The sequence below is a fragment of the Vibrio sp. SCSIO 43137 genome, from assembly GCF_028201475.1.
Lineage (GTDB): Bacteria > Pseudomonadota > Gammaproteobacteria > Enterobacterales > Vibrionaceae > Vibrio.
This window is the reverse complement of sequence record NZ_CP116384.1, coordinates 1,332,985-1,355,644: the sequence shown is the minus strand read 5'-3', so window position 1 is coordinate 1,355,644 and position 22,660 is coordinate 1,332,985. Positions and strand designations below refer to the sequence as shown.

The following is a 22,660-nucleotide window of genomic DNA, read 5'->3' as shown; positions in this document are numbered from 1 at the left end:
CTCCTAACGTCCGACAGTGGACTGTAACGACTGACCACTGACTTTCAGCCCTATCCACACCATTGCCGATGATAATAACAACAACAATAATCCAAGTGCTGAGCCCTGTTCCCAGTTAAAGCGTGTAATGAACTGGGTAAAGATCTGCTCGGTGAACCAGAGGCTGTCTTTACCGCCCATCAGATTCGGGATCAGGTAGTTACCTAAGCTGAGCATAAACACGATAATGCAGCCGGATACAATGCCGGGAAGGGCATGTGGAATGACGATATCCTTCAGGGCAACCCAGCGGGTAGCGCCAAGATCGAAGGCCGCTTCAATATGGCTGTCGTCTAAGCTGTCCAAGGCACTGACCAAAGGAACCACCATAAACAGCAGGCCATTATAGATAAGCCCCATAATGATGGCGTAGTCGTTATACAGGAACTCAATACGTTGCTCGGTTAGGCCGATGTACATTAGGAAGTTACTTAACAGGCCTGATTCACGCAAAATGATCATCCAGCCATAGGCACGGATTAGCTCACTTAGCCAGAATGGCAGAATACACACCATTAGCAGCAGTAACTTATTTGCACCAGTTGCCACTTTCGCAATGTAGTAGGCGACCGGGAAGGCGAGTAGTAAGGTAAATACCGTCGCCAGAATCGACATCCATGCGGTGCGGACAAAGGTGTTCCAGTAAATGCTGTGCTCAAAGAAGACGTTAAAGTGTTTAAACGTCCAGCCGTCACTTCTGTCGGAAAACGCCAGTTCAACTAACTGTAGATGCGGCAGAATAATCAGCATCAACAACCACACCAGCGCCGGTGCCAGAAATAACCCAAGTGTCCATTTTTTACTCATGGGCGATCCCTAACACTATGGCGTGGCTAGGTGCCCAGTTAAGCTCGACTTCGACTTCATCAGTCTGTTCTGACTGCTGCTTAGCCTGAAGTTCGTTAAGCTGGTTCGGGGTAATAGACAGACGTAAGTCACCAAGGTTGGTGGAGACAATGGCACCACTGGCTGCACCATCAAACAGCAGCTCTTTTAGCCTGCCTGACAGCGGGTTGGCGTGTACGGCATCACTGCTCATAGAGATAGCTTCAGGGCGAAGGTAGATCTTAATCGCCTGTCCCTTGCTAAGTTCTGTCTGGCAGCAGGAGTGCGGTAGAGAAAGCACTACACCCTGATCCGTTACAACAGAGATCTCTGAATCAGTTACTTCAGAGACTTTAGCGGTAATACGGTTATTTTCACCAACAAACTCTGCCACAAATGGTGTTGATGGCTTCATATAGAGTTCACTTGGTGTGCCGATTTGCTCAAAGCGGCCGGCGTTCATCACGGCAATCCGATCCGACATCATCAAAGCTTCACTCTGATCATGGGTGATGTAGATAAAGGTAGTACCGAAAGCCTTTTGCAGGTGCTTAAGTTCGATTTTCATCTGTTCACGAAGCTTAAGATCTAATGCGCCTAACGGCTCATCCAGCAGAATAACTTCAGGCTCTAACACCAGTGAACGGGCGAGGGCGACACGCTGTTTCTGACCGCCGGAGAGCTGGTGGGTTCGCTTGTTTTCACTGCCTTTCAGATCAACGCGTTGGAGAATATCTTCTACTTTTGTTTTGATCTGATCGGCAGGCTCTCCACGCTGTTTCAGTCCGAAAGCGACGTTTTCTGCAACACTCATATTGGGGAACAGAGCAAGGTGCTGAAACACCATATTAAGTTGCCGCTTGTTGGGTGGCGTTTTGGTCACATCTTTGCCGTTAAGCACTATGCTGCCATGTGTCGGGGTCTCAAAACCGGCTAACATGCGCAAAAGCGTGGTTTTACCGCAGCCGGAAGGGCCGAGAATAGAGAAGAACTCACCGGTGTGAATGTTCAGGTCAAGGCTATGCACTGCGGTGAAACTCGCAAATTGCTTGCCTAACTTATTGCATTGAAGAATGTATTCAGGCTGGGACATAAAAAAATCGACTATGCTCCTTGAAAAACGAGGGACCTGCAGAGAAGAAACAGCAGGAAAAGAAAACTGCCATACCGAAGTATGGCAGTTGCAAGATGAGATTAGCGGGAAGCTTTAACGCGGTCGAGCGTCATGCCTTCCATCTCTTCCAGACCAGCAGGAACGGCCGGATACCATTTAATATTATCGATGGCGACTTTAGGGAAGCTCTTCTGGAACAGTGATTTCGCTTCGGCGTTCACATATTCATCGCTACCCTGAGATGCTGTGAAGTTACCAGCAGATTCAGTGATTTTAGCTGCAATTTCAGGACGCATTACAAAGTTGATCCACTTGTATGCAGCCGCTTCATTCTTAGTTTTACGCGGCAGTGCGAAGGTATCAATCCAGCCCAGAGCACCTGATGCAGGAGCTATGTACTCGATGTCTTTGTTTTCACGGCTTAGTTTCCAGCCGCCCGCATCCCACGCCATACTCGCCACAACTTCTTCCGTACGTAGCAGGTTCATCAGGGCATCAGAGCCACTCCAGTATGTCTTGACGTTGCTCTTACACTCAATCAGTTTTTGTTCAACCTTAGCAAGGATCTTTTTGTACTGCTCTTGATCGCCATAAGCGGCAAACGGGTCTTCACCCAATGCAAAAGCAAAACCAATCAGAGTCGGGCGCTTAAGGCGGTAGCTGACTCTTCCCTGATAGTCGGCGCTACAAAGGTCGGTATAGTCCATTACCTTAGGTGCTTGTTTTGTGTTAACCACCAGGCCGCTGGTACCCCAGATATGAGGAAGGCCATATACCTTGCTGTCTACGCTGGTAATGGTTTTAGTTGAATCCAGCATAGAAGGAATAAACTGCGTGGCATCGATTTTAGATAAATCCAGAGGTTTGTAGATGTTAAATGCGGCTTGTGCACCTGCAATCCGGTCTTGAGATGGTTGAGCCAGGTCGAAACCTGAGCCACCTGTAGCACGAAGCTTGGAGATCATATCTTCGTTGTTAGAGGTGGTAACCTTAACGTCAATGCCTGTCTCTTTTTCAAACATATCGATCACTTCGTCAGGCGCGTAGCCTCCCCAAGTGAGTAATCGTAGAGTTTCCGCTTGTGCCAAAGCAGGAAAAATAGCGCTGGTCAATGCAACTGTAGCAAGTGTGCGTAGCTTAAATTTCATATGGTTTTCCCTAACTGAACTGCGATTGTTTGGATGGTACTTACGTGTGTCGTGATGACTATGTCACAGATATGTGACTAAAATATAAACAAATTATTACATGATAAATGAGGTCGAACAAGTTGATACTATGCTCAGAAGAATGACGCGGTTATCAATTTTTGACAAAAAATGGAGTGTGTTTAGTTGCGTATTGACGATGAAAATGCCGAAAAAAACAGAAGAATTATTGGTTGGATAAATGAGTCTTGAAACGTATTTTTTGCACAGATTTGCCAGATCTAGCCTGTTTCTGGCTGAGCTGAGGGCTGTTTGGCTTGGGTCAGCATGGAAGTAAGCTGAATGCCGTTAATCAGTTTTAAGTTTTTCCCCCGGGCGAACCGGTAAGCATCCAAGGTAAACTCTCCGGACGTTAATATGACTATTCTGTCTGCCTTTCGGTTCAGAAGTTCATCATGCATTTCCCTGATAACCTTTACCCCGACTTTGCGGCATTTCCAGTGTTTACATTGCACTAAACTGACTTGAGCAAACTTGGTTAGCTCTATGCCGATACCAGAGTCTGCCTGCAGGCTCTGCTCCTGATTCACCTGATAACCCAACTGGCGATAGTAATCTGCCAGCAGTTGTTGAAACTCAGCTAAGTTAAGCTTAGTCAGATCATCTTTATCAGAAGTTGTCTTATAGTGTCTGGTTAAGTTAAATAAATGTAACACAGAATCAGAAAAGAGCTTAAGCAACTCGTTGTTTTTTCTAGCCATTACTAACCACATTATTTTTGTGCTTATTAAATCACTTGCATGGCTGAAAAGAGAAATGTTAATAGCAACTTTGGGAACAGAGTGGCAGCTTTGCTGCAGAATCAATGTGTCTGTTTAGAAAACACATTGACTCTGAAGTGTGATGTACAGTTTATGCTGCTGGAGCCTGATGCGCTGTAGCAGTAAACTCCAAGAGGCGGAGGCTATTGACCTTCTAGTGTGGCTAGCCTCTCAAACTGTAATATCTCTTGATAATAAATCTGAGCCCGTGCCTGCGAAAAGTGGTCGATTACCAAGGCGGATAAAGCCAGAAACATGAGTGCCAGCGCTATCGCATGTAAGGTTGAACTGTTACTCAGCCAAATAGCGCCAATACTGGTAATCAGCAACACGGTCGCAATAACTCGTACATATTGGTACCAGGGCATAAATGCTTCGACTCTCTGTTTTTCCTGCAGGATAAATTCACGAACCGGCTGGTTCTGATTTTCTGACAGTTCTGCCATCCGCTTTTGATTTGAAAGAAAAGTCGAGGCACCACCGGCACTCATTATCAAGCCTGCTATAAGTAGAGATAATATAAGCCCCCTAGCCGCAGCAGATACTCCATATTTCCATAATAAAGCTGTCCCTATTAGTACCAGAATACCTGCAATGGTCGTGAGGGAGGCTTCAAAGATCTCGCCCTGAATCCAGTTTGTAGTGTGATCGATAAAGTTCATGCTTTCCCCTAATGCAGATCTCTGAACTGTGTCGGGCTATACGCCGTGAGTTTTTTAAATAGTTTGCTGAAGTGTGGTGGATATTCAAAACCAAGATCATAGGCAATTTTACTGACAGTCTGGCTGGAGCTAAGCAGTCTGTTTTTAGCCAACTCTACAATAAATAGTTGTATATGTTCTTTGGCTGTTTTGCCGGTTTCTTTCTTCAGTAAATCGCTTAAGTATTTGGGCGAAAGGCCTAACTGTTTACCACAATGCGCGACGGTAGGAAGCCCATGTTCCAGCTGTTGTTCATTTTGGAAGTATTGCCTTAATAGTTGCTCAAATTCGCTAATGGTATCCGAGCTCAGATCTGAACGCGTGTAAAATTGTCTGTCGTAAAAGCGGGTACAGTAATCAAGCAGCAACTCAATACTTCCGGAGATTAAACGGCCGGTATGTTGGTCAATATTCTGCTCAGTTTCCCGTATTACCTTTTGTATCAGTTCAGTCACTGTCTGTTTTTCCGTTTCTGACAGGTGAAGGGCTTCATTAACCTGATAAGAGAAAAAGGAGTATTGGTTTATTTTCTGCCCAAGCGATGTGCGTCTTATCAGATCAGGATGGAACAATAGTGTCCAGCCTGAAATATCTTTGCTTTCAACCGCATCGACCGGAGCAATGACCTGACCGGGGGCAATAAACAGCATGGTTCCTTCTTCAAAGTCATAACTGCTACGACCATATTGCATGCTGCCGGACATTCCGTTTTTTAGCGTTATGGTATACAAATCAGTAATATAACTTGTTGGTGCCGCATCAAGATCAATACAGTTATTGGGGATGACCATAACGAGTGGATGCTTAGGTTTGCCCAACCCCAGAAATTTATGCACTTCTGATATGGATTTAATATGAAAAATATTGTTCATAGATGAGTTCTTATCCGATCTAGTACAAGTAGTAACGTATACCAAGTGTAAACAGAGTTTGGTACTTAGTGCCCGGTTCAACAATATAAGTGGGAATCACTTCTGCATATATTGAGATATTCGATTTATGTATCATCTCTAACCCTAGCGGAAAGCGAGCTCCCCAGTTTTCTTCGTAATGATCAACACCATGTTTGTGAACATAATTGTCTGTGTCCTGAATATAGATGCCTCCTATGCCTGCGTAAGCGAAAGTCTGGAAACCTCCCCATTTATTTGGCATCTGTGTATATAAATGAGCATCTAAGAACAGCATATGGGATTTGTTAAAGTCGGAGTACAGACCTAAATCCCAACTGAAGGTGTCGTGATAACTTTTATCATTGTAATGCACAATGTCGTCATAAACGCCTATACCTAAGCCAAAGTGCGTAGCGGCTGACGCGGGTGTATTTAGCATAATAGCTAACAAGAATATCTGAGCCAGTTTCTTCATGGTTTTGCCTTATCAGTGAGCCCCGTGCCTACATATTGGTAACCTAAGCATAGGGGCCGGTGTTTTTGCCGGTCTAAGCGTGTGTGATTAATTGATGGTATTCGTCAAGAGGACAAATTGTTTATACAAATTACGGAAATGCTTATTGATTTTGCTGATCAACTCACCGAGAAAAAACGCAGGTCTTGATGAGGTATGTTGAGCCGTAAATTGAGGTGTGTGTCCCCATTAGACACTATTAGACAGAGGATAAAAAGCCGGCGATTGCCGGCTTAATTCGGATTGAATCGCTGTATGCTTGTTGCTAAGTAATTATGTTTCTTGCAGATTGGATAATAACGCGGATAGAGTCTTGTTCGACTTGCTCCGTTGCAGAGTCTGATGGAGTGTCTGTTTTGCAACGATTAACAATGACACCAGCCAGACAGCCTGCTCGAAAACCGGAGCTTGCGCACATGGCAAGTAGTGTTGCTGATTCCATCTCAAAGTTCAGCACCCCCATTTCCCTCCACTCTTGCATGGAGTTTTGTAAAGATCGACGAATACGATCATTAAATTTTTCGGTTCGTTCCTGCCCCAGATAAAAAGTGTCACTGGATGCCGTCACACCAGCATATGATTTAATGCCACACATTTCAGCGGCGCTTTGCATTGCCGTAGCAACTTTAAAATCGGCTACTGCCGGAAATGCCATGGGACAGAAATGAAGACGTACACCATCAAGTCTTACAGAACTGGTAGTAACAATCATAGATCCAACATCAATATGTTCCTGAATGGCTCCTGTAGTACCGATACGTAAGAAGGTATCGATACCGCATTGTGCCAATTCTTCGACAGCGATTGTGGTTGAGGGGACACCGATACCTGTAGAACAGACAGCAACCGGTGTTTGGTCGAGATAGCACAGGTAGACATTAAACTCACGGGATTTCGCTAACTGAACAGGGGCTGATAACTCCTTAGCGATTCTGTCCACTCTATTTGGGTCACCCGATATAATTGCAATGGTTGCTCCTTTAAGATCTTCTTTCGAAATTCCAAGGTGGAAAACTTTTTCCAACATTATAATTACCTTCTTTTTCATTATAAAAGAATAACTTTACTGACAATTACCAAAGCAATATATAGTGAATAAAGAAAGCAGTTTTTCTAGAGAGATATTTGTTTCTTAGTAATCATATCTGACTTTATATTATAGGTTCAGTCGTCTTTTTCCGCTGGGAAATGGTGTTTACACTAACAGTGAAGTATAAAAGCAAACGATTTAGGTATAATGACTATACTTATATTTCATCATTACAGTAGAGTTACTTCATGCAACAACGTGCTAACCAAATGGTTATATTTCATGTCCTTGAAACTACAGGTAGCTTTACTAAAGCTGCTGAAAAACTAGGGGTATCTATATCTTATGTCAGCAAACAACTTAATATGCTTGAGGCTGATCTGGATGTTCAGTTAGTACACCGGACAACACGTAGTTTGCTACTGACAGAAGATGGAAAATGCTTTGCATTACACTGTGCCAATTTGTACTCCGTTATTAATAATGCTGAAGCACAAATGATTGACGCCAGAGATGAAGTATCAGGTACAGTAAAGCTGGCATTGTCACGTTCATTTGGCACTTTACACGTGATACCTGCTATTGATCTGCTGCAGAATAAATACCCAAAACTTAATGTTGAGATTGCACTTTGTGATCATAAAGTAGATATGCTGGACGAAGATATCGATCTATGGATAACCAATCACGAGAACATCTCAGAAGGCTATATTGCCCAACGCGTGGCAGATACTAACTACATCGTTTGTGCCTCTCCTCACTACCTGAAAAATACCCAAACGCCTGAGCATCCGGATGATTTGCTTAATCACAATTGTGTTATCTACCACAGTAAAACCCGTAGCTACGGACACTGGCGGTTTAAACGCAGAGATGAACAATTCAGTATTCATGTTACCGGAAACTACCGGGTTGATCTTGCAGAAGCAGTGAGAGATGCGGTTATAGGCGGAAGGGGAATCGGCTATATAGCGACTTATCTGCTGTCGGATGAGTTTGAAACCGGAAAATTAGTTCGGTTACTTCCAGAATGGAAGCCAACATGTGAGCTGCCGGTTTATGCTGTTTACCCGCGAAAGAAGCACTTACCTGCCAGGCTGTCTTATATTATCAATTATCTCAAGGATTATATTGGTTGCCCTCCATACTGGGATAAAAACCTGAGATCTTGTCTGGAGTACTAAAATAGAGTTTTTAAACTAAATTATTTAATTTTTTCTGAAGAAGTGAAAGTTAATTATGTAATTAAAAATTCGTTGTAAAGTACCGAAGCTATATTTATGGGGTGTAGGTATGTGATCCCCGTTACATTACGAGCTATTGGTGAATAAATTTATTAGTAGACTGCGAACTATTAAATATTAATACGCATATATCTAGTGAGGTTACACAATGTTTTTTTCCAGAGAAAAAGAACCTGATGTTAAATCCAGTCACAGTGAAGATATATTTAACGCCCTTAAAAAACATGTTGCATGGATAGAGTTTGCTCCTGAAGGGATTGTTGAGGATGCCAGCCCGTTATTTTTAAATGCTGTGGGCTACACATTGGATGAAATAAGGGGTAAACACCATAAGATATTCTGTTGCGACAGCGATGTAAGCTCACCAATTTATCAAAGCTTTTGGTGTGATTTGGCAAATGGTATTACCAAAGAAGGCACGTTCAGAAGAAAGAGTAAAAGTGGTGAAACCCTTGTTCTGGAAGCAACTTACTTTCCGGTCAAAAATAGTCATGGTGAGGTCACCGGAATAGCAAAGATTGCTTCTGACATCACGGAGCTTTACTACAAAAACCAGAAAAACAATGCGCTTTTGTCTGCACTGGATAAGTCGCAGGCCATTATAGAGTTCGATCCGAAAGGAAACGTCCTTGCTGCAAATACCAATTTTCTGACTACTTTAGGTTATAACTTGCAACAAGTGGAAGGTCAGCATCATCAAATGTTCTGCTTTGAAGATTTTTACCGGGATAATCCGCATTTCTGGCAAGAACTGCAAAACGGGCAGATTAAATCAGGCCTGTTCAAGCGCCGTAGTTCCAGTGGTGAGAGCGTCTGGATTGAAGCGACTTATAACCCGGTTAACGACGAATCCGGCAGGGTGATTAAAGTGGTCAAATTTGCCATTGATATTACCGAACGGGTGGAGCGCAACCGCGCAGTTGCTGAAGCATCCGAGGTAGCATATTCAACGTCGGTTGAAACAGCTCAGATTGCTCAACAGGGTTCAAAACTTCTGGCTGACTCTGTTGAAGTGTCATTAAATGTATCTCATAAAGCGGCTGAAACCGCACAAAAAGTTGAACTACTCAGAAACAGCTCACAAAACATTCAGAATATTGTAGCAACCATTCAGGGTATCGCTGATCAAACGAATCTGTTAGCCCTAAACGCGGCTATCGAAGCCGCCAGAGCGGGCGTGCACGGCAGAGGTTTTGCGGTTGTTGCAGACGAAGTTCGTCAGCTTGCTTCGCGCACTTCTGATTCCACAGATGAAATTATCAAGGTGGTTGAAGAGAATCAGCATCTAATTGATGATGTTACCGATAGGATGACGGAGATGTCAGCCATCTCAGCACAAGGTAATGCCAGAATTACTGAAGTATCTCGTGTTATGGATGAAATTCATAAAGGTGCTGAGAATGTTTCAAACACTGTGATGAACCTGTCAGAGAGCCAGTCTTAATGGGGTGAGTGACATGCACGGGTTCAACTGCAGCGGACGTTATAAAAACCAATTACTGGCTAGTTTCTAAAGTTTGTCTTCGTGAATAAGGTGATAGCACTGTACCAATAGAGGCAGCAACAATAGCCCCGATGCCGAAACACTGAATAATGGTTAGCTGTTCTCCAAGAATAATAAAGCTAACCATTGCCCCGATGACAGGTTCCCCGCTGGTCAGTACGCCATAGGTGTTGGTGCGAAGAGTACGTAGTGAAAATATCTCTAAGCTTAAAGGGATGGCACTGGATAGCAGAGCAATGGTGACAACTAATAGTGTTACTTCGGTGTTCAGGGAGCCGAGCATAACGGTATAGTCCCCGACAGGCAGGACAAGTAGTGATGCAACAATTAAACCTAATGCGGGGATTTTACGGCCAAAGTTGCCTGCCGCTTTTTTGCCCACAAGGATATAAGCCCCCCAAAAAAATGCAGCTACCAAGGCATAAAACAGACCTGTCATATCTAAGTCACTCATATGCGAAGAGGCCGGCAATAACAGATAGATACCTAACGCGGCTAATGATCCCCATATGTAATCTGAGCGGCTCTGAGAAAAGAAGGTAGCAACACATAAAGGGCCGATAAGTTCGATAGCGAGTGCTACACCAACAGGGACAGTTTTTATTGCCAGATAAAAAAACAAGTTCATTCCGGCAACCGTTGCGCCATAAGCAAATACAACCAATAAGCTCCTGAAATTGAAACGAACTTCCCACGCTTTCATTGCAAAAAACAAGATGGCCGCAGAGACCATCAGGCGAAGCACTGTCACATTTTCCGGCGTTAACGTCGAGAACATGGATTTAGCAATAGAAGCACCCGCAGTAACGGAAATCATCGCCATAATAATGGCTGCGACCGCTGAACCTGTTTCAAACTTTTCCGGTAGAAGATGCATAGACCTGTCTCTAAAAGAGTAATTGCTGGAGATAAAGTTTATGGACTATTAGTGTACATACTCATCAATAATCGCCTGAACAGAGCCGTTATTGATCATCTGGGAGATCTGTTCGTTAAAGCGTTCTATGAATGGCTGGCTCTGTACGTCATTCCAGAGGGCAGAAGTTGCCAGATAGCCGGCTTCTTCAGCGATAATTTTTGCTAATACAACGTTATCTTTATCGTTGTGGTGTCGCTCCTTCAGATACCACTCTACGGTTACCCGGTCGTTAATATGGCAGTCCCTTCTGCCGTTAACGATCATCTTGATTGCATTTCTCGGGCCGTTAACTTCAGTGACATCCACTTGCCTCTGTTCCACGGCGTGCCAGAACTGATCGCCACCCATTTTAACTCCGCGGCTTAATACAAACTTGGCCGGCATAAGATCATCCGGCCATTGCAGGGAGTCGCTCAGTTCTATGCCTTTATTCTCTAGTGCCTTACGGTTACAAAATACCGAGGTATACTCAACCATTAATGGTTGTGAGTAAAGGGACAGATAGGGACGTTTTAACGGAAAGTAGTGAGGAGGAAATATCGCGTTTGCCCGGCCGCTACGAACCATTTCAATAGACCGCTTCCATGGATAGAGTTCGATAATAACCTTGTCCTGCGGCTGCATTTTTTCTAACGCCATACGCACAATATCGGTGTAGATGCCTTTGGGCTCACCGTTATCAAGGTAGGAGAATGGAGGATGCTGAGAATCACCGACAATTAAAATGGTATCAGCGCTGCGGGCAGCAAAAGTGAACAGCAGGCTCAGACCTAGCATTAGGTGTATCAAGTGTCGGTGCCATGCCATCTAGGCCTCCCTGTAGATTATGAACCAGTTGCTTTCAGATTAAACGTCCGCTTAATATGCCTGAAACTGCGTGCCTTTATTGCCAATGGTTATAAAACTAATGTAAAGAACAGTTTGAATCAATCTTGGTTTACGAAACTGCGCTTTGGGAAAATTAATTTATCAGACAAATCAAGTGTGATTGACAGCTAACCATATGAAAACATATCCTTACCTCGCATATTAGTTCACATCATATTTGTCGAAAAGTAGAGAGATGAGAGCGTATATAGTATTAAGGTTTTTGCTATGCGTGATGATTACAATGCTGAGAGTTGTTTAACGTGTTAATCGGAGTTCTCGCCAGTTTTCTGGGGGCTACTTTTCAGGCGCTGAACTATGCGCTTACGCAAAGCTGCCAGCAAAAATACAGTATTGACGGCGTTAAGCTATTGGTGGCCGTGCATGTCTGTATGGGCTTTTTGGCACTGGTTCCTACAGTGCTGTTTGGGTACTGGCAGCTTTTTGAGTTAGATCTGGCGTGGGACTTTTTTAAGATCAATGCGCCGTATCTGCTAGGGCAGTATCTGCTGATTAATGCAATACGCCTGAGTGATGCCTCCATCGCTTCACCTCTGTTGGCTCTTAAAATTCCTGTTCTTGCTGCAATTTCTATTCTGTTCTTCGACGCAGAGTTCACCGCAATGCAGGGGATATCTATTGGTTTAATTCTGGCTCTAGGTTGGTACTTCTCAGCCATGTCAGGAAAAATCAACCTGACACCTTTGTTATTGATTCTCAGTGCCAGCCTCTTCTATAGCTTGTCAGATATGGCGATTACCGAACTGTCACATAACCTGATACAAGCATCACCAATAGAGCAATCTTTTGTCACCATCTGCCTTAACTACACAGTTTGCGGTCTCTTTTCTATTCTGTTTATGAAGCCGATGAAAGTTAGTTTTAGAATGACTTATCAGGCGAAGTGGGTAGGGCTGGCATGGTTTGTTGCGGTTATTTTCCTTATTATCGGATTTAATATATCCGGGGTTGTGTCGGGGAATGTAGTGCAGTCTCTGCGCGGAGTGATCGGTGTGATGATCGCTTTTCTGTTCTTCCGACATCAGGTAAATCAACCGGTATCCATCTGGTATAAAAAATTGATTGCGGCGGCGGGAATGGTTGCTTCAGTAGCGCTTTTTTATCTCTGATTTCCTAGTGGCGGGCTATATAGATAGCTCGCATCTTTTCGCTTCTACTTTTCGACATATAACTCTTTCATTCAATTTCAGGTGTGTGTCCCCGATAGAAAACTCAGTTTTAAACGCTGTTTTGAATAGCCTGCTGAGACATCTGTAAACCAACTCAAGTAGTTTCAATACCTTACATCCAAGAATGATTTTCATTCGCTTCTGTTTTAATCAATTTTAAATTCGTGTAGCATGCATGGCGCTCTATAATAAAAAGGAAAATAATATGAAACTAAAGTTAGCGGCTCTGTTACTTGCCGTCTCCAATATCGCAGTTGCAGCAGACTCAACACTGGTTAAATCTGTCGATAACTGGCAGAACGTAATGAACAATAAAGATGCTGGTGCCCTTTCTTCGTATTACGATGAAGGTTCAGTAGTGGCTCAGTTTCCGTACAGTAGTGACAAAAATCTGGTTGGTCTGGACTCAATTACAGGCATGTTTACTAACGGTCCGTTTAACCTGAACGACCTAAATGTAGAAGTAAAAACCATCGCACTGGATGAAAACCAAGATATCGGTTTATTGCTAAAATCGTGGGATATTAAGTTTGATAAAGGTGGCTTTAGTGGCCTTGCGCTTGAAGTAATGAAACAGAAGCAGGGCAAATGGATTCGCCAGATCGATGTTGGTGCTGGTGGTCTGAAATCCGCGTTCGGTTTTACCGCTCAGGATCTTGAGAAAGACAACAGCGCCTTTAATGATGCGATTAAGTCCCTTAAGCAGGCAAAACGAACCAACATCGATTCTGCGGCGGCTAAGCTGAACTTAAGTGACAAAGGTGTTGAACTGGATAACCTTGTGGCAATCGAAAACCAGAATACCGGCCTGCTAATCACTAAGATCAGCGCGGCGGGTAAGAACTACGTTACTCTGAACGCATTGGAAAAAGGCGCATCAGGCTGGGCTATCAAGTCTACTCTGGTTGCCAGCGAGAAATAATTCCCCTTCACTTACCATTATAGTGACTAAATGAAAGCAGGCTTCGGTAGCCTGCTTTTTTGATCTAGTACCCTGTCAACTCCATATATCCTTCACCAGAATGACTGCCTGAGAAAGTCACAGGCCCTTCCCAGTAAGCGACACTTAAAGGCATTTTTGCGTTGTCATTAAGGGGGAATATTTCAACATCTATCTGCTCTGACGGGATCTGAATCCGCCAGCCTACCGGGTAGTTGTGCTCTTCTATTTTATGCTGCCGGATTGCTGTTAGTGTGATTTGCTGACTGGCGATATTGCGGCCGATGCCGTCCGGATACATTCTTCTGCCGCTGTAAAAGCTGTTCTCTTTATCATCGCTGTTTCGTAACTGGAACAACATTAATGCCGAGCCGTCATTCAGACGCAGGGCAAACCAGTCCCAGCCTTGCTGGCTTTTACTAAGAAACTGCGAGCTCCACTCCCTGTCCAGCCAGCCTTTGCCTGTGACCTGTTGTTCTTTGCCGTTGATGGTGACGTTGCCGGCAATCTCAATAAAAGGTTGGCTGTAGTAGTAAGAAGCCATATCACCTTTGGCGTTTTTCTGGCTGTAGCCTTGCTCACCCTGACGCTGAAAGGGTTTATTGCTGGTGAGTTTTAGCTGGTAACTAAACTCGTCACTGGCAGCAGTCAGGCTGGCGGGAAATAGGTTTGTTCCTTCCGACTGCCACTGCCAGTTATCCAGCTTCACTGAGAATGGGATTTTTGTCACGCCGGCCAGTTGCGGATGCTGACGTGACCATTTCTCTTCAGCCAGATGTTGTTCTCTGGTGGTGATGGCAGTATGAGCAAAGTAGATTTGATTGGTGGCCCAGCCGTCCTGCTGTGACTTTTCCGGTGAGACGGCTATGCGAAACTGAGTCCACTGTAGTCCCAATGGCTGATCTTGATCTGTAGTCAGGTTGGCAGTGAGATACCACCACTCCTGTCTGAAGTCTGGGTGAGGCTGGTGATCTTGTGGAAATTGGATCTCTTCTCCTTTTATCACTTCGGCATAGCCGCTGGTGGTTTGCCCCATCAGGCTGCTCATAGATTCGGGTTTTTCAGCGTCAGAGCAACCGGCTAGCAGAACTATAGCCGTTAGCAGAGAAGCCGAGTTTATTGTTAGTTGTTTTATCATAGTTCACTCTGCAGGCTGGACATAATTGGGCGGCGTGTCTGGCGGTAGAGCGGAATGCCGACAGCGAGAAAACTGGCAACCAGTGCGGTAGCAATGACCTCAACATAATTGAGCCAGTTCCACTGCATGGCAATAGTCCAGCCAAACGCCTGTAAGGTGACATGATTAATAAGCAGGTAGCCGAGAATGGCACCAAACGGTAGCGCCACTAAGCAGGTAAGCAATACGATACCAAGCATCTGGGTTATCACCATAATGGTAAGTTGCTTGCGGCTGACTCCTAAGCTGTAAAGTCGGGCAATAGGAGCAGCACGTGCCTGAGTCAGCATAAAGCAGGCACTAAACAGACCGACGGCGGCAACCAACAGAGTCAGGCTGTTAAGCACTGTGGTGATGGCGAAAGTCTTGCTAAAGATAGAGATAGCCCGCTGCTTTATCTCCGCCTGATCGTACATAAGGTTATCCGGCAGTTTCAGGGTCTGGTTTAGCTTTTCACGTAGCTGATCCGGTGTGCTGTCAGTGCTGACACCAAGGCTGGATGGGGTATCGGTAAATCCGTACTGCTGCCAGAGCTTAAGAGGCAGCAATACCTCACCGTATGGATTGCCGTAGTCGTAAAAAATTCCGCCTATGGTGAATTGACGATCGTTGATCGCTTCCAGTCCTAAACTGTCTCCGACAGAAAGATTGAGTCGGATAGCCATAGGTTCGCTGATGATCAGCGCTTTTTCACGATAAAAATCTTGCCAGACGTTGTCGGAAGAGGCTCTGAAAAGAGTGGTTTCTTCCAGTGTCTTATTGTCTTTTGTTACCAGATAAATAGGCAGGTTCTGTTGCGTACTTTTTTACAAAATACTGCTTATAAACGGAGGTAATCTCCGGTTGTTGATGTAAAAACTGCTCGACCTGAACCATCTCAGACTGAGCCGGGCGGATATAGAGATCCGCATGCAGACGGGCATCCAGCCATTGCTTTAATGTGATTTCAAAACTGCTGACTAAAGTATTCATGGAGACATTGGCGGTGACCGCCAACAGTATGGCCATCATGGCCGAAAGTGGCGGCAGCAGCTCTCTGGTTTCTGCAATCAGATAACCACGAAGACCACCGAAAGGCAGCTTTTGTAACTGGCACACTAAAAAGCTCAACGCTACCGGCAGGAAGAGGGGAATAGCAATCACCACCAAACCCAGCAATACCATGGTCACTTTATAGTTGTGGGTGAGAGGGAACAGAACGCCTGCAACCAGCAACAGAACCAGCGCCGTAACAAATTGAACCTTGTGCACAGCAGCGGCATTTTGTTGTATCTGAAACTGGCCGAGGCTACGTGCCAATGGCTGACGTAAAAGCTGATAAAACAGAGAGCTACAGGCCAGAATTGAAGCCGCTAGGGTGAGAGCGATAGACTGCAACAGCCAACTCCAGCGCCAGCCTGTTGCGAGAATATTGGCATCATACAACTGCTCAAGCGTGGTGGAGACCATAGGGTGCAGCCAGTGGCTAAGCTGCAAGCCAAAGGTAAAACCCGCCACGGAACCGGCTGCTACCAATACTGAGAGCTCGATGCAGAGAGCCAGAAGCAGAGGCAGTTTTAACATGCCAATCTGGCGTAACTGGGTAAACAAACGTTGCCTTTTCAGCAGGCTGTAGCGCACACCGTTATAAGAGATAAACAGCCCGACAATAAAGGCCAGCAGACTCATTGCCGTCAGGTTAAGGTGAAAGCTGTCCGTCAGGTCACTCAGATTTTCTCCCTTGTCACTCTGTACCAGACGTATATCGGGAGAAAGCTGTTTAAGTTGTTCAATTTGAGCCGGAGTAAGCTCATCAAATAGCGCCACATAGCTGATTTTACCTTCTGCCGACAGCAGCTTCTGGGCGAGGGAGATATCCGTCAGCAAACGGCTGCCAAGGGGGAAGTCGTCATTCAGGCTAACAACATTTAACCTTTGGTTTGAAATGGTCAGGCTGCCGTTTGTTGCAAGTCGGTCGCTCTGACTCTCTGCCATAAGAACATAAGGTTCACCTGCCAACATTTCTGCTAGCGGCAGGGGCTGGCTAAACAGAGAGCTATCTTGTTCGCTATTCTGACTGGTATTAATAGCAGTCAACCCTGCGGTTAAATCACTGCCTTGTAATGACCAACGCTGACCGGATTCTGATAACACTCTTCCTTCCAGCACCGCCAGGCTGCGGTTATGCCCCAGTTTTCTGACCTGAAAATAGATCTGCTCCGGCAGATATTTGGTTCCGGTTTTGGGCACTATCTGCCATAAGGCTAACTGATTAAATTGTTCCGAGGTGACATTGTAACTATTTTTGGCGTTTTCGTTCACGGCCCTGACACCCGTGAGAAGGGTCACTGCCAGTACAATACCCAGCAGAATAGCGCCAGCCTGAAGAGGTGCCTGCCGATAGTGAGCTGCAAAGACCCGCAGGCAAAGAAACAGGTGTGCAGGAAGGGAATTACTCATGAATCTTACCCTGTTCCAGATGCCAGCGGCGGTTCATAAAACCGGCACAGCTCTGGCTATGGGTAACCAGCAGAATACTGGTCTGGTTTTCAGCCGCTAACTCACACAGCAATGGCATCACCTCAAGGCTGGTTTGCTCATCTAAATTTCCTGTGGGTTCGTCAGCCAGTAATAGATCAGGTTTATGAGCCAATGCCCGCGCAATGGCGACTCTCTGTTGCTGGCCACCAGAAAGGTGTTCCACATGTCGGTTAAGCAAATTGCTTAGCCCCATTTTCTCCACCAGATAATCACACCAGTCATTCCAGCCGTTTTGATTCAATTGCAACGGGAAGGCGATATTGTCTTTTACGTTCAGGGGAGTCAGCAGGTTAAATTGCTGGAAAATCACCCCGAGATGCCGGTGACGAAAGCGGCTCCAGTGTGTGTCCTGCCAATATTTTGTTTGTTCTCCCAGTAAAGAGAGTGAGCCTGAACTGGCGGGTTCAAATCCGGCGATGATATTTAGCAGGGTACTTTTGCCGCAGCCACTGGCTCCGGTAAGGGCAATGGTGTCACCCTGAGAGAGAGTAAGATCTAGCTGTTGCAGCACTTTATGGCGCAGATCCCCATCGTCAAATTCTTTGTTTATCTTTTCCAGCCGGACGATGTGATTTGCCATAAACAGATATCCTAAGGGTAAAAATTTAGCTAATTCATAGCATTATAGTATACCAACTAACATAACTGGTGATGTATACCTTATCGTCTCCTAATGCCGCTAAAATAAAAATGGCTGGCGGATTGCTCCGTCAGCCATTTCTATAGGGGGTTATTTTTGCTATTAAGCGGTAGCAACTTGTGCGTTAGCCTGCTTTTTTTTCTGACGTGAACCCAGTACAACAGTCAGGGCGAACGACAGAGCAAATGAGATAGCCATACCAATCACATACACAGTGATGCTGTCAGGACGGATAGAGATAATACCCGGCAAACCTGCTGCACCCAGTGCTTGTGCTTTTACGTTGAACATAGTCAGGAAAGCACTAGAGATAGCCGCTGCAATTACTGCTGCGATAAACGGATAGCGTAGTTTCAGGTTAACACCGAACATTGCCGGCTCAGTAATACCCAGGAGTGCAGTCACACCTGAAGGCATTGCAACACCTTTGGTCTTAATGTCTTTTGTTGTGAAACCGACAGCCAGTGCAGCACCACCCTGCGCAATGTTAGACATAGCAGCAATAGGGAAGATGAAAGTACCGCCAGTCACTGCGATATCAGCAAGAAGCTGTGTCTCGATAGCGATAAAGCTGTGGTGCATACCAGTAATTACGAACGGTGCGTAGATAAGACCGAACAGAGCACCACCAACAAAGCCGGCAGAGTCATATAGCCAGTTCAGGCCGTCACCAAGCAGGAAGCCGATATCACGGGTAGCAGGACCAACGATGGTGAACGTCAGGAAGCCGGTGATAAAGATAGCCAGCATTGGTGTCAGCAGGTTATCAAGAACAGAAGGGATAAACTTACGCAGGCCGTTTTCTACCTGAGCAAGAATAAAGGCAGATACCAGTACCGGCAGAACAGAGCCCTGATAACCCACTTTCTGGATCTCAAAACCGAAGATGTTCCATGTAGGGATAGTTCCCGCTACGCTTGCGCCACCGAAGCCCCAGCCGTTAAGCAGGTCAGGGTGAACCATAAGCATACCCAGAGCAGCACCTAGGAATGGGTTACCACCGAATTTTTTCGAAGCGGAGAAAGCTAACAGAACAGGGAGGTAAACAAACGGTGCGTTAGCAAATGTATTGATCATGCTGGCCAGATCAGCCATGCCCGGATACGCTTCGATTAGTGATTGGCCTTCAATAAACAGACCAGTTGCTGTCAGCAGGTTGAAAATACCCATTAACAGACCACCCGCTACGATAGCAGGAATGATCGGAACGAAGATATCAGACAGACCCTTAATGGCACGTTGCAACAGGTTTTGTTTTTCTGCACCTGCAGCCGCTACGTCACGGGTAGACATATCGGCCATACCGGTCAGTTTAGCCATTTCAGCATGAACCTGGTTTACGATGCCTGAACCGAAGATAATTTGGTACTGGCCGGCCACTTTGAACTGGCCTTTCACGCCTTCAAGGTTATCAATCTTATCTTCCTGAATCAGAGATTCATCAGCGACAGACAGACGTAGACGTGTCGCACAGTGTGCTAATGCCTGAATGTTCTCTTTCCCGCCAAGTAGCTCTAGCAGCTCTTTGGCAATGTTTGGGTAATTCATAGTTTACTCCGGGTATGATTCGCAATTCTAAATTTGTTTTCGGGAACGTTTGCAAAGCGGATTCTTGATAAATTATTTAGTAAGGTCAAAAGAAATAGCCAATAATCGTGATATTGATCTGGTTTTGTGCTGAGTTTTATGTTGGTTTTTCTAATTCAGGTGCTGTCATTCTGCCTGTTTTCCTGAGAAAATTGGTAACAATTGCAATAACAACAAATCAGGTTAGCTATGGCAGGCTTACACGACGTCGCGAAACTGGCCGGCGTATCAAAATCCACCGTGTCACGGGTGATAAACAATGAATATGGCGTAAAGCAAAGCACCAAAGAGTTAGTACAAAAAGCCATTGAAGAGTGTGGCTATGTGGTCAATCAGGTGGCGAAAGATCTTAAATCTCAAAAGACCAATCTGATCGGGGTGATTGTGCCTACTCTGTCGTCAAATGCGACGGCAAAAGGGGTGGATGGCCTTAGTCATATCTTTGATCAAAAAGGAAAAAATGTCCTTCTTGCCAATAGCCAGCATAAACACGAGAAAGAGGTGGAGTATATCCGCCTGTTTAATCAGAAGCGGGTTGAAGGGATTATTCTCTATGCGACCCATCTGGACAATGAGCTGGTCAGCGTGATCAATCAGTCTTCAGCACCTGTGGTTCTTGTCGGTCAGGATGGCTCCATCTTTGATATTCCCAGCGTAATACACGACGATATTAAAGTAGGTTTTTCTGCCGGTCAGAGGCTACTGAAAGCCGGATGCAAAAAGATAGGTTTTATAGGTGTCGGCAGTGAAGATATTGCCGTTGATACCATGCGTTATCAGGGGTTGAGCCAACAGCTTACTATGGCCGGCATGGGGGAGCCTATGTTCCATAGCCGCGGTGATTTCTCTATTGAGTCAGGCTATGAACAGATGAAATCTATACTCGCCGGTCAGAGTGATGTTGATGGTGTGTTCTGTGCCACGGACCGGATTGCTATCGGTGCTATCAAGGCTATTGAAGAGAGTGGCAGAAATGTCGGTAGTGATATCCGCGTACTTGGTGTCGGTAACGATGAGCTGGGTGTGATTTCTACCCCTTCCCTTTCAACCTTCCACTACGCCTTTGAAGAGGCCGGCGAAACAGCAGCTTCTGTTGTGCTTGATTTAATTGAAGGTAAACAGCAACTTATGAGTAAGTTGGTGTTAGGTTTCCAGACGGTCGAACGCCAGTCCTGCTAATTACCTACCTTGAATTGTTCCCTGTTTTAACCATATAACTCGGTCATCTGAGCTGAGTTATATGGGGTTATTCTGACCCGGTAAGGCGAGATTTGTTGAGTTTCCTGATAATTTTAATTAGTATTGCAAACGTTCCCGAAAAAATTGAGGCCCTTAAGCCATGTTACAAGCCTGCATCGAAAACTGTGGTGGTATTTCCAATATAACCCGAGTTCTGGTTTATCAAGACCAGCTAATCTTTGAGGTAAAATCAGCAGATTTGATTGCTGACTATCTGCGAAAACACCAGTTTAACTCAGCCTTGTCGCAGATAAGGGTAGAACGCGATAAATCTGTGGCCGATGCGCAATTGGCGGCTCTTGGGGTAGTGATTAAGCAAGAGCAGCTTAAGGCTCTGGCAAATATCGAGGTCAAAAATGGTGATACTTTCCGCCCTAATTGGCATATCGCTCCGCCGTCAGGTCTGCTAAATGATCCCAACGGCTTTATCCATCATGATGACCACTATCACCTGTTTTATCAGTGGAACCCGTTTGCCTGCGAGCATAAAGACAAGTATTGGGCGCATATGACCAGTAAAAATCTGGTTGACTGGGATTTTCAACCAGTGGCGCTGACTCCATCTGACTGGTTTGACAGCCATGGTGTTTTTTCTGGTCATGCCATCAGCCATAACGATCAGTTGATCGCTTTTTACACCGGCAATGTTCGGGTAGGTGAACAGCGGGACAGGCTGACTAGTCAATGTATGGCGGTTTCACACGACGGTATCCGTTTTGAAAAGCAGGGGCCTGTGATTCCTTGTTTGCCTGAAGGGGTAACACCTCACTGCCGTGACCCTAAAATTATAAAGCTGGGTGCAAAGTGGTTGATGTTACTGGGTGTTCAGACTGAAGAGCTACAAGGCCGGCTGGCGGCATATCAGTCCGATGATCTGAGAAACTGGCAGTTCGACAAACTGTATGGTGAAGAGCTGGGTGACTTCGGTTATATGTGGGAGTGCCCTGACCTATTTGAACTTGATGGTCAGAAGTTTGTGGTGATCTGCCCGCAAGGGGTAAAACCAGACAGTACCTATCACACCGTTGAGCACAGTAATGGCTATTTGAAAGCTGAGCTTTCGCCTGAGGGAGAACTACAACTGTCTGATTTTCAGATTCTTGATCACGGCTTTGATTTTTACGCTCCCCAGACACTTGAAACAGCAGATGGCCGACGGGTGCTTTCTGCCTGGATGGGCCTGCCTGATGAAGTTAATCATCCTTCAGTCGATAATGGCTGGATTCATCAGATTACCTGCCTGAGAGAACTTTGCCAGCGTGACGGTAAAATCATTCAGCAGCCGGTCAGGGAACTGCAATCACTAAGGGGCGACGCGGTTTCTTTTAACCTGAATAACGGCAGCTACTTACCTGAGAACAATAGCTATGAGCTTGAGACGGAGCTGGAGTTGGAGTGGGGGACTACCCTTAAGCTGTTTAAAGGCAGCGATCAGGAAGTGATTATTTCTTTCGATTCCGGCCTGCTGAAACTAAACCGCAGCCGCACCCTGACACGGGAAGGCGACAGAGTAAGAGAGCTGGCTCTGCAGTCTGACAAAGTAAAACTGCGTATTCTGGCGGACACCTCTTCCCTTGAGATTTTTATAAATGGCGGCGAGTACGTGATGAGTAGCCGGGTGTTTGTTGACCCGGATGCATGTGCGATATCGCTGGACGGCAAGGCCGACTTTACCTTGTGGCCGCTAAACCCGGCATCCATTACATCTGCACAGAACAGTATCGAACTAATTAAAGAGGGCTTATAAA

Annotated in this window: 21 protein-coding genes; 6 read left to right on the top strand and 15 right to left on the bottom strand. The window is 45.4% G+C overall.

Annotated elements, in window-relative coordinates; all coding sequences use genetic code 11:
* Window positions 1-3: 3 nt before the first annotated feature.
* The 8 genes from PK654_RS21945 to udp form a co-directional block, all read right to left on the bottom strand.
* Window positions 4-846, bottom strand: coding sequence for an ABC transporter permease (locus PK654_RS21945; protein WP_271699592.1), 843 nt, complete (start codon window positions 844-846; stop codon window positions 4-6).
* On the bottom strand, window positions 839-1,957 hold the full coding sequence (locus tag PK654_RS21940; protein WP_271699590.1) for an ABC transporter ATP-binding protein: 1,119 nt from the start codon (window positions 1,955-1,957) through the stop codon (window positions 839-841). The genes PK654_RS21945 and PK654_RS21940 overlap by 8 nt, the downstream gene beginning before the upstream one ends.
* 101 nt (window positions 1,958-2,058) lie before the next feature.
* Window positions 2,059-3,126 (bottom strand): extracellular solute-binding protein, encoded by a 1,068-nt coding sequence (locus PK654_RS21935; RefSeq protein ID WP_271699588.1) that lies wholly within the window; start codon window positions 3,124-3,126, stop codon window positions 2,059-2,061.
* Window positions 3,127-3,407: 281 nt separating this feature from the next.
* Complete coding sequence (locus PK654_RS21930) at window positions 3,408-3,887, bottom strand: restriction endonuclease (protein WP_271699586.1); 480 nt, start codon at window positions 3,885-3,887, stop codon at window positions 3,408-3,410.
* Between the two features lie 203 nt (window positions 3,888-4,090).
* Window positions 4,091-4,609 (bottom strand): hypothetical protein, encoded by a 519-nt coding sequence (locus tag PK654_RS21925; protein ID WP_271699585.1) that lies wholly within the window; start codon window positions 4,607-4,609, stop codon window positions 4,091-4,093.
* An 8-nt stretch (window positions 4,610-4,617) separates the two neighbouring features.
* Entirely contained in the window at window positions 4,618-5,520 is a 903-nt protein-coding gene (locus PK654_RS21920) for a helix-turn-helix domain-containing protein (RefSeq protein WP_271699584.1), read from the bottom strand.
* A gap of 19 nt (window positions 5,521-5,539) precedes the next feature.
* Window positions 5,540-6,016 carry a hypothetical protein gene (locus PK654_RS21915; protein WP_271699583.1) on the bottom strand — a complete coding sequence of 159 codons (477 nt, stop codon included), beginning with the start codon at window positions 6,014-6,016 and terminating at the stop codon, window positions 5,540-5,542.
* 304 nt (window positions 6,017-6,320) lie between these two features.
* The gene (gene udp, locus PK654_RS21910) at window positions 6,321-7,082 is read right to left on the bottom strand and encodes a uridine phosphorylase (protein ID WP_271699582.1); all 762 of its coding nucleotides are present in this window, start codon (window positions 7,080-7,082) and stop codon (window positions 6,321-6,323) included.
* A gap of 272 nt (window positions 7,083-7,354) precedes the next feature.
* On the opposite strand from udp, the gene PK654_RS21905 reads away from it, so the two are divergent.
* Both PK654_RS21905 and PK654_RS21900 read left to right on the top strand, forming a co-directional pair.
* Entirely contained in the window at window positions 7,355-8,269 is a 915-nt protein-coding gene (locus PK654_RS21905; protein ID WP_271700742.1) for a LysR family transcriptional regulator, read from the top strand.
* Window positions 8,270-8,477: 208 nt separating this feature from the next.
* Window positions 8,478-9,773, top strand: a complete 1,296-nt coding sequence (locus PK654_RS21900) for a methyl-accepting chemotaxis protein (protein ID WP_271699580.1) — start codon at window positions 8,478-8,480, stop codon at window positions 9,771-9,773.
* Window positions 9,774-9,825: 52 nt separating this feature from the next.
* Here the strand turns inward: PK654_RS21900 and PK654_RS21895 are convergent, their stop codons facing one another.
* Together PK654_RS21895 and PK654_RS21890 are read right to left on the bottom strand one after the other, a co-directional pair.
* On the bottom strand, window positions 9,826-10,710 hold the full coding sequence (locus PK654_RS21895; protein ID WP_271699578.1) for an EamA family transporter: 885 nt from the start codon (window positions 10,708-10,710) through the stop codon (window positions 9,826-9,828).
* A gap of 48 nt (window positions 10,711-10,758) precedes the next feature.
* Window positions 10,759-11,559, bottom strand: coding sequence for a substrate-binding periplasmic protein (locus PK654_RS21890; protein WP_271699577.1), 801 nt, complete (start codon window positions 11,557-11,559; stop codon window positions 10,759-10,761).
* 323 nt (window positions 11,560-11,882) lie between these two features.
* Between PK654_RS21890 and PK654_RS21885 the strand changes: the two genes are divergently transcribed.
* Together PK654_RS21885 and PK654_RS21880 are read left to right on the top strand one after the other, a co-directional pair.
* Window positions 11,883-12,749, top strand: coding sequence for a hypothetical protein (locus PK654_RS21885; protein WP_271699576.1), 867 nt, complete (start codon window positions 11,883-11,885; stop codon window positions 12,747-12,749).
* 265 nt (window positions 12,750-13,014) lie between these two features.
* On the top strand, window positions 13,015-13,731 hold the full coding sequence (locus tag PK654_RS21880) for a hypothetical protein (RefSeq protein WP_271699574.1): 717 nt from the start codon (window positions 13,015-13,017) through the stop codon (window positions 13,729-13,731).
* A 64-nt stretch (window positions 13,732-13,795) separates the two neighbouring features.
* Here PK654_RS21880 and PK654_RS21875 read toward each other — a convergent pair whose 3' ends face one another.
* The 5 genes from PK654_RS21875 to PK654_RS21855 all read right to left on the bottom strand — a co-directional run bounded on the left by PK654_RS21875 (window position 13,796) and on the right by PK654_RS21855 (window position 19,634).
* Window positions 13,796-14,887, bottom strand: a complete 1,092-nt coding sequence (locus PK654_RS21875) for a lipocalin-like domain-containing protein (RefSeq protein ID WP_271699573.1) — start codon at window positions 14,885-14,887, stop codon at window positions 13,796-13,798.
* The gene (locus PK654_RS21870) at window positions 14,884-15,591 is read right to left on the bottom strand and encodes an ABC transporter permease (protein WP_271699572.1); all 708 of its coding nucleotides are present in this window, start codon (window positions 15,589-15,591) and stop codon (window positions 14,884-14,886) included. Before PK654_RS21870 ends, PK654_RS21875 begins: the two co-directional genes overlap by 4 nt.
* 91 nt (window positions 15,592-15,682) lie before the next feature.
* On the bottom strand, window positions 15,683-17,365 hold the full coding sequence (locus tag PK654_RS21865; RefSeq protein WP_271699571.1) for an ABC transporter permease: 1,683 nt from the start codon (window positions 17,363-17,365) through the stop codon (window positions 15,683-15,685).
* The gene (locus tag PK654_RS21860; protein WP_271699570.1) at window positions 17,358-18,026 is read right to left on the bottom strand and encodes an ABC transporter ATP-binding protein; all 669 of its coding nucleotides are present in this window, start codon (window positions 18,024-18,026) and stop codon (window positions 17,358-17,360) included. Before PK654_RS21860 ends, PK654_RS21865 begins: the two co-directional genes overlap by 8 nt.
* A 162-nt stretch (window positions 18,027-18,188) precedes the next feature.
* Window positions 18,189-19,634: a sucrose-specific PTS transporter subunit IIBC gene (locus tag PK654_RS21855; protein WP_271699569.1), complete on the bottom strand. Its 1,446-nt coding sequence runs from the start codon at window positions 19,632-19,634 to the stop codon at window positions 18,189-18,191.
* A gap of 228 nt (window positions 19,635-19,862) precedes the next feature.
* On the opposite strand from PK654_RS21855, the gene PK654_RS21850 reads away from it, so the two are divergent.
* Both PK654_RS21850 and PK654_RS21845 read left to right on the top strand, forming a co-directional pair.
* Window positions 19,863-20,852: a LacI family DNA-binding transcriptional regulator gene (locus PK654_RS21850; RefSeq protein WP_271699568.1), complete on the top strand. Its 990-nt coding sequence runs from the start codon at window positions 19,863-19,865 to the stop codon at window positions 20,850-20,852.
* Window positions 20,853-21,012: 160 nt separating this feature from the next.
* Window positions 21,013-22,659, top strand: coding sequence for a glycoside hydrolase family 32 protein (locus PK654_RS21845; RefSeq protein WP_271699567.1), 1,647 nt, complete (start codon window positions 21,013-21,015; stop codon window positions 22,657-22,659).
* Window position 22,660 lies beyond the last annotated feature (1 nt).

Coding starts and splice junctions, on each gene's coding strand:
- PK654_RS21945 (WP_271699592.1), bottom strand. CDS start 846: ATGAGTAAAAAATGGACACTTGGGTTATTTCTGGCACCGGCGCTGGTG.
- PK654_RS21940 (WP_271699590.1), bottom strand. CDS start 1,957: ATGTCCCAGCCTGAATACATTCTTCAATGCAATAAGTTAGGCAAGCAA.
- PK654_RS21935 (WP_271699588.1), bottom strand. CDS start 3,126: ATGAAATTTAAGCTACGCACACTTGCTACAGTTGCATTGACCAGCGCT.
- PK654_RS21930 (WP_271699586.1), bottom strand. CDS start 3,887: ATGGCTAGAAAAAACAACGAGTTGCTTAAGCTCTTTTCTGATTCTGTG.
- PK654_RS21925 (WP_271699585.1), bottom strand. CDS start 4,609: ATGAACTTTATCGATCACACTACAAACTGGATTCAGGGCGAGATCTTT.
- PK654_RS21920 (WP_271699584.1), bottom strand. CDS start 5,520: ATGAACAATATTTTTCATATTAAATCCATATCAGAAGTGCATAAATTT.
- PK654_RS21915 (WP_271699583.1), bottom strand. CDS start 6,016: ATGAAGAAACTGGCTCAGATATTCTTGTTAGCTATTATGCTAAATACA.
- udp (WP_271699582.1), bottom strand. CDS start 7,082: ATGTTGGAAAAAGTTTTCCACCTTGGAATTTCGAAAGAAGATCTTAAA.
- PK654_RS21905 (WP_271700742.1), top strand. CDS start 7,355: ATGGTTATATTTCATGTCCTTGAAACTACAGGTAGCTTTACTAAAGCT.
- PK654_RS21900 (WP_271699580.1), top strand. CDS start 8,478: ATGTTTTTTTCCAGAGAAAAAGAACCTGATGTTAAATCCAGTCACAGT.
- PK654_RS21895 (WP_271699578.1), bottom strand. CDS start 10,710: ATGCATCTTCTACCGGAAAAGTTTGAAACAGGTTCAGCGGTCGCAGCC.
- PK654_RS21890 (WP_271699577.1), bottom strand. CDS start 11,559: ATGGCATGGCACCGACACTTGATACACCTAATGCTAGGTCTGAGCCTG.
- PK654_RS21880 (WP_271699574.1), top strand. CDS start 13,015: ATGAAACTAAAGTTAGCGGCTCTGTTACTTGCCGTCTCCAATATCGCA.
- PK654_RS21875 (WP_271699573.1), bottom strand. CDS start 14,887: ATGATAAAACAACTAACAATAAACTCGGCTTCTCTGCTAACGGCTATA.
- PK654_RS21870 (WP_271699572.1), bottom strand. CDS start 15,591: ATGGCTATCCGACTCAATCTTTCTGTCGGAGACAGTTTAGGACTGGAA.
- PK654_RS21865 (WP_271699571.1), bottom strand. CDS start 17,365: ATGAGTAATTCCCTTCCTGCACACCTGTTTCTTTGCCTGCGGGTCTTT.
- PK654_RS21860 (WP_271699570.1), bottom strand. CDS start 18,026: ATGGCAAATCACATCGTCCGGCTGGAAAAGATAAACAAAGAATTTGAC.
- PK654_RS21855 (WP_271699569.1), bottom strand. CDS start 19,634: ATGAATTACCCAAACATTGCCAAAGAGCTGCTAGAGCTACTTGGCGGG.
- PK654_RS21850 (WP_271699568.1), top strand. CDS start 19,863: ATGGCAGGCTTACACGACGTCGCGAAACTGGCCGGCGTATCAAAATCC.
- PK654_RS21845 (WP_271699567.1), top strand. CDS start 21,013: ATGTTACAAGCCTGCATCGAAAACTGTGGTGGTATTTCCAATATAACC.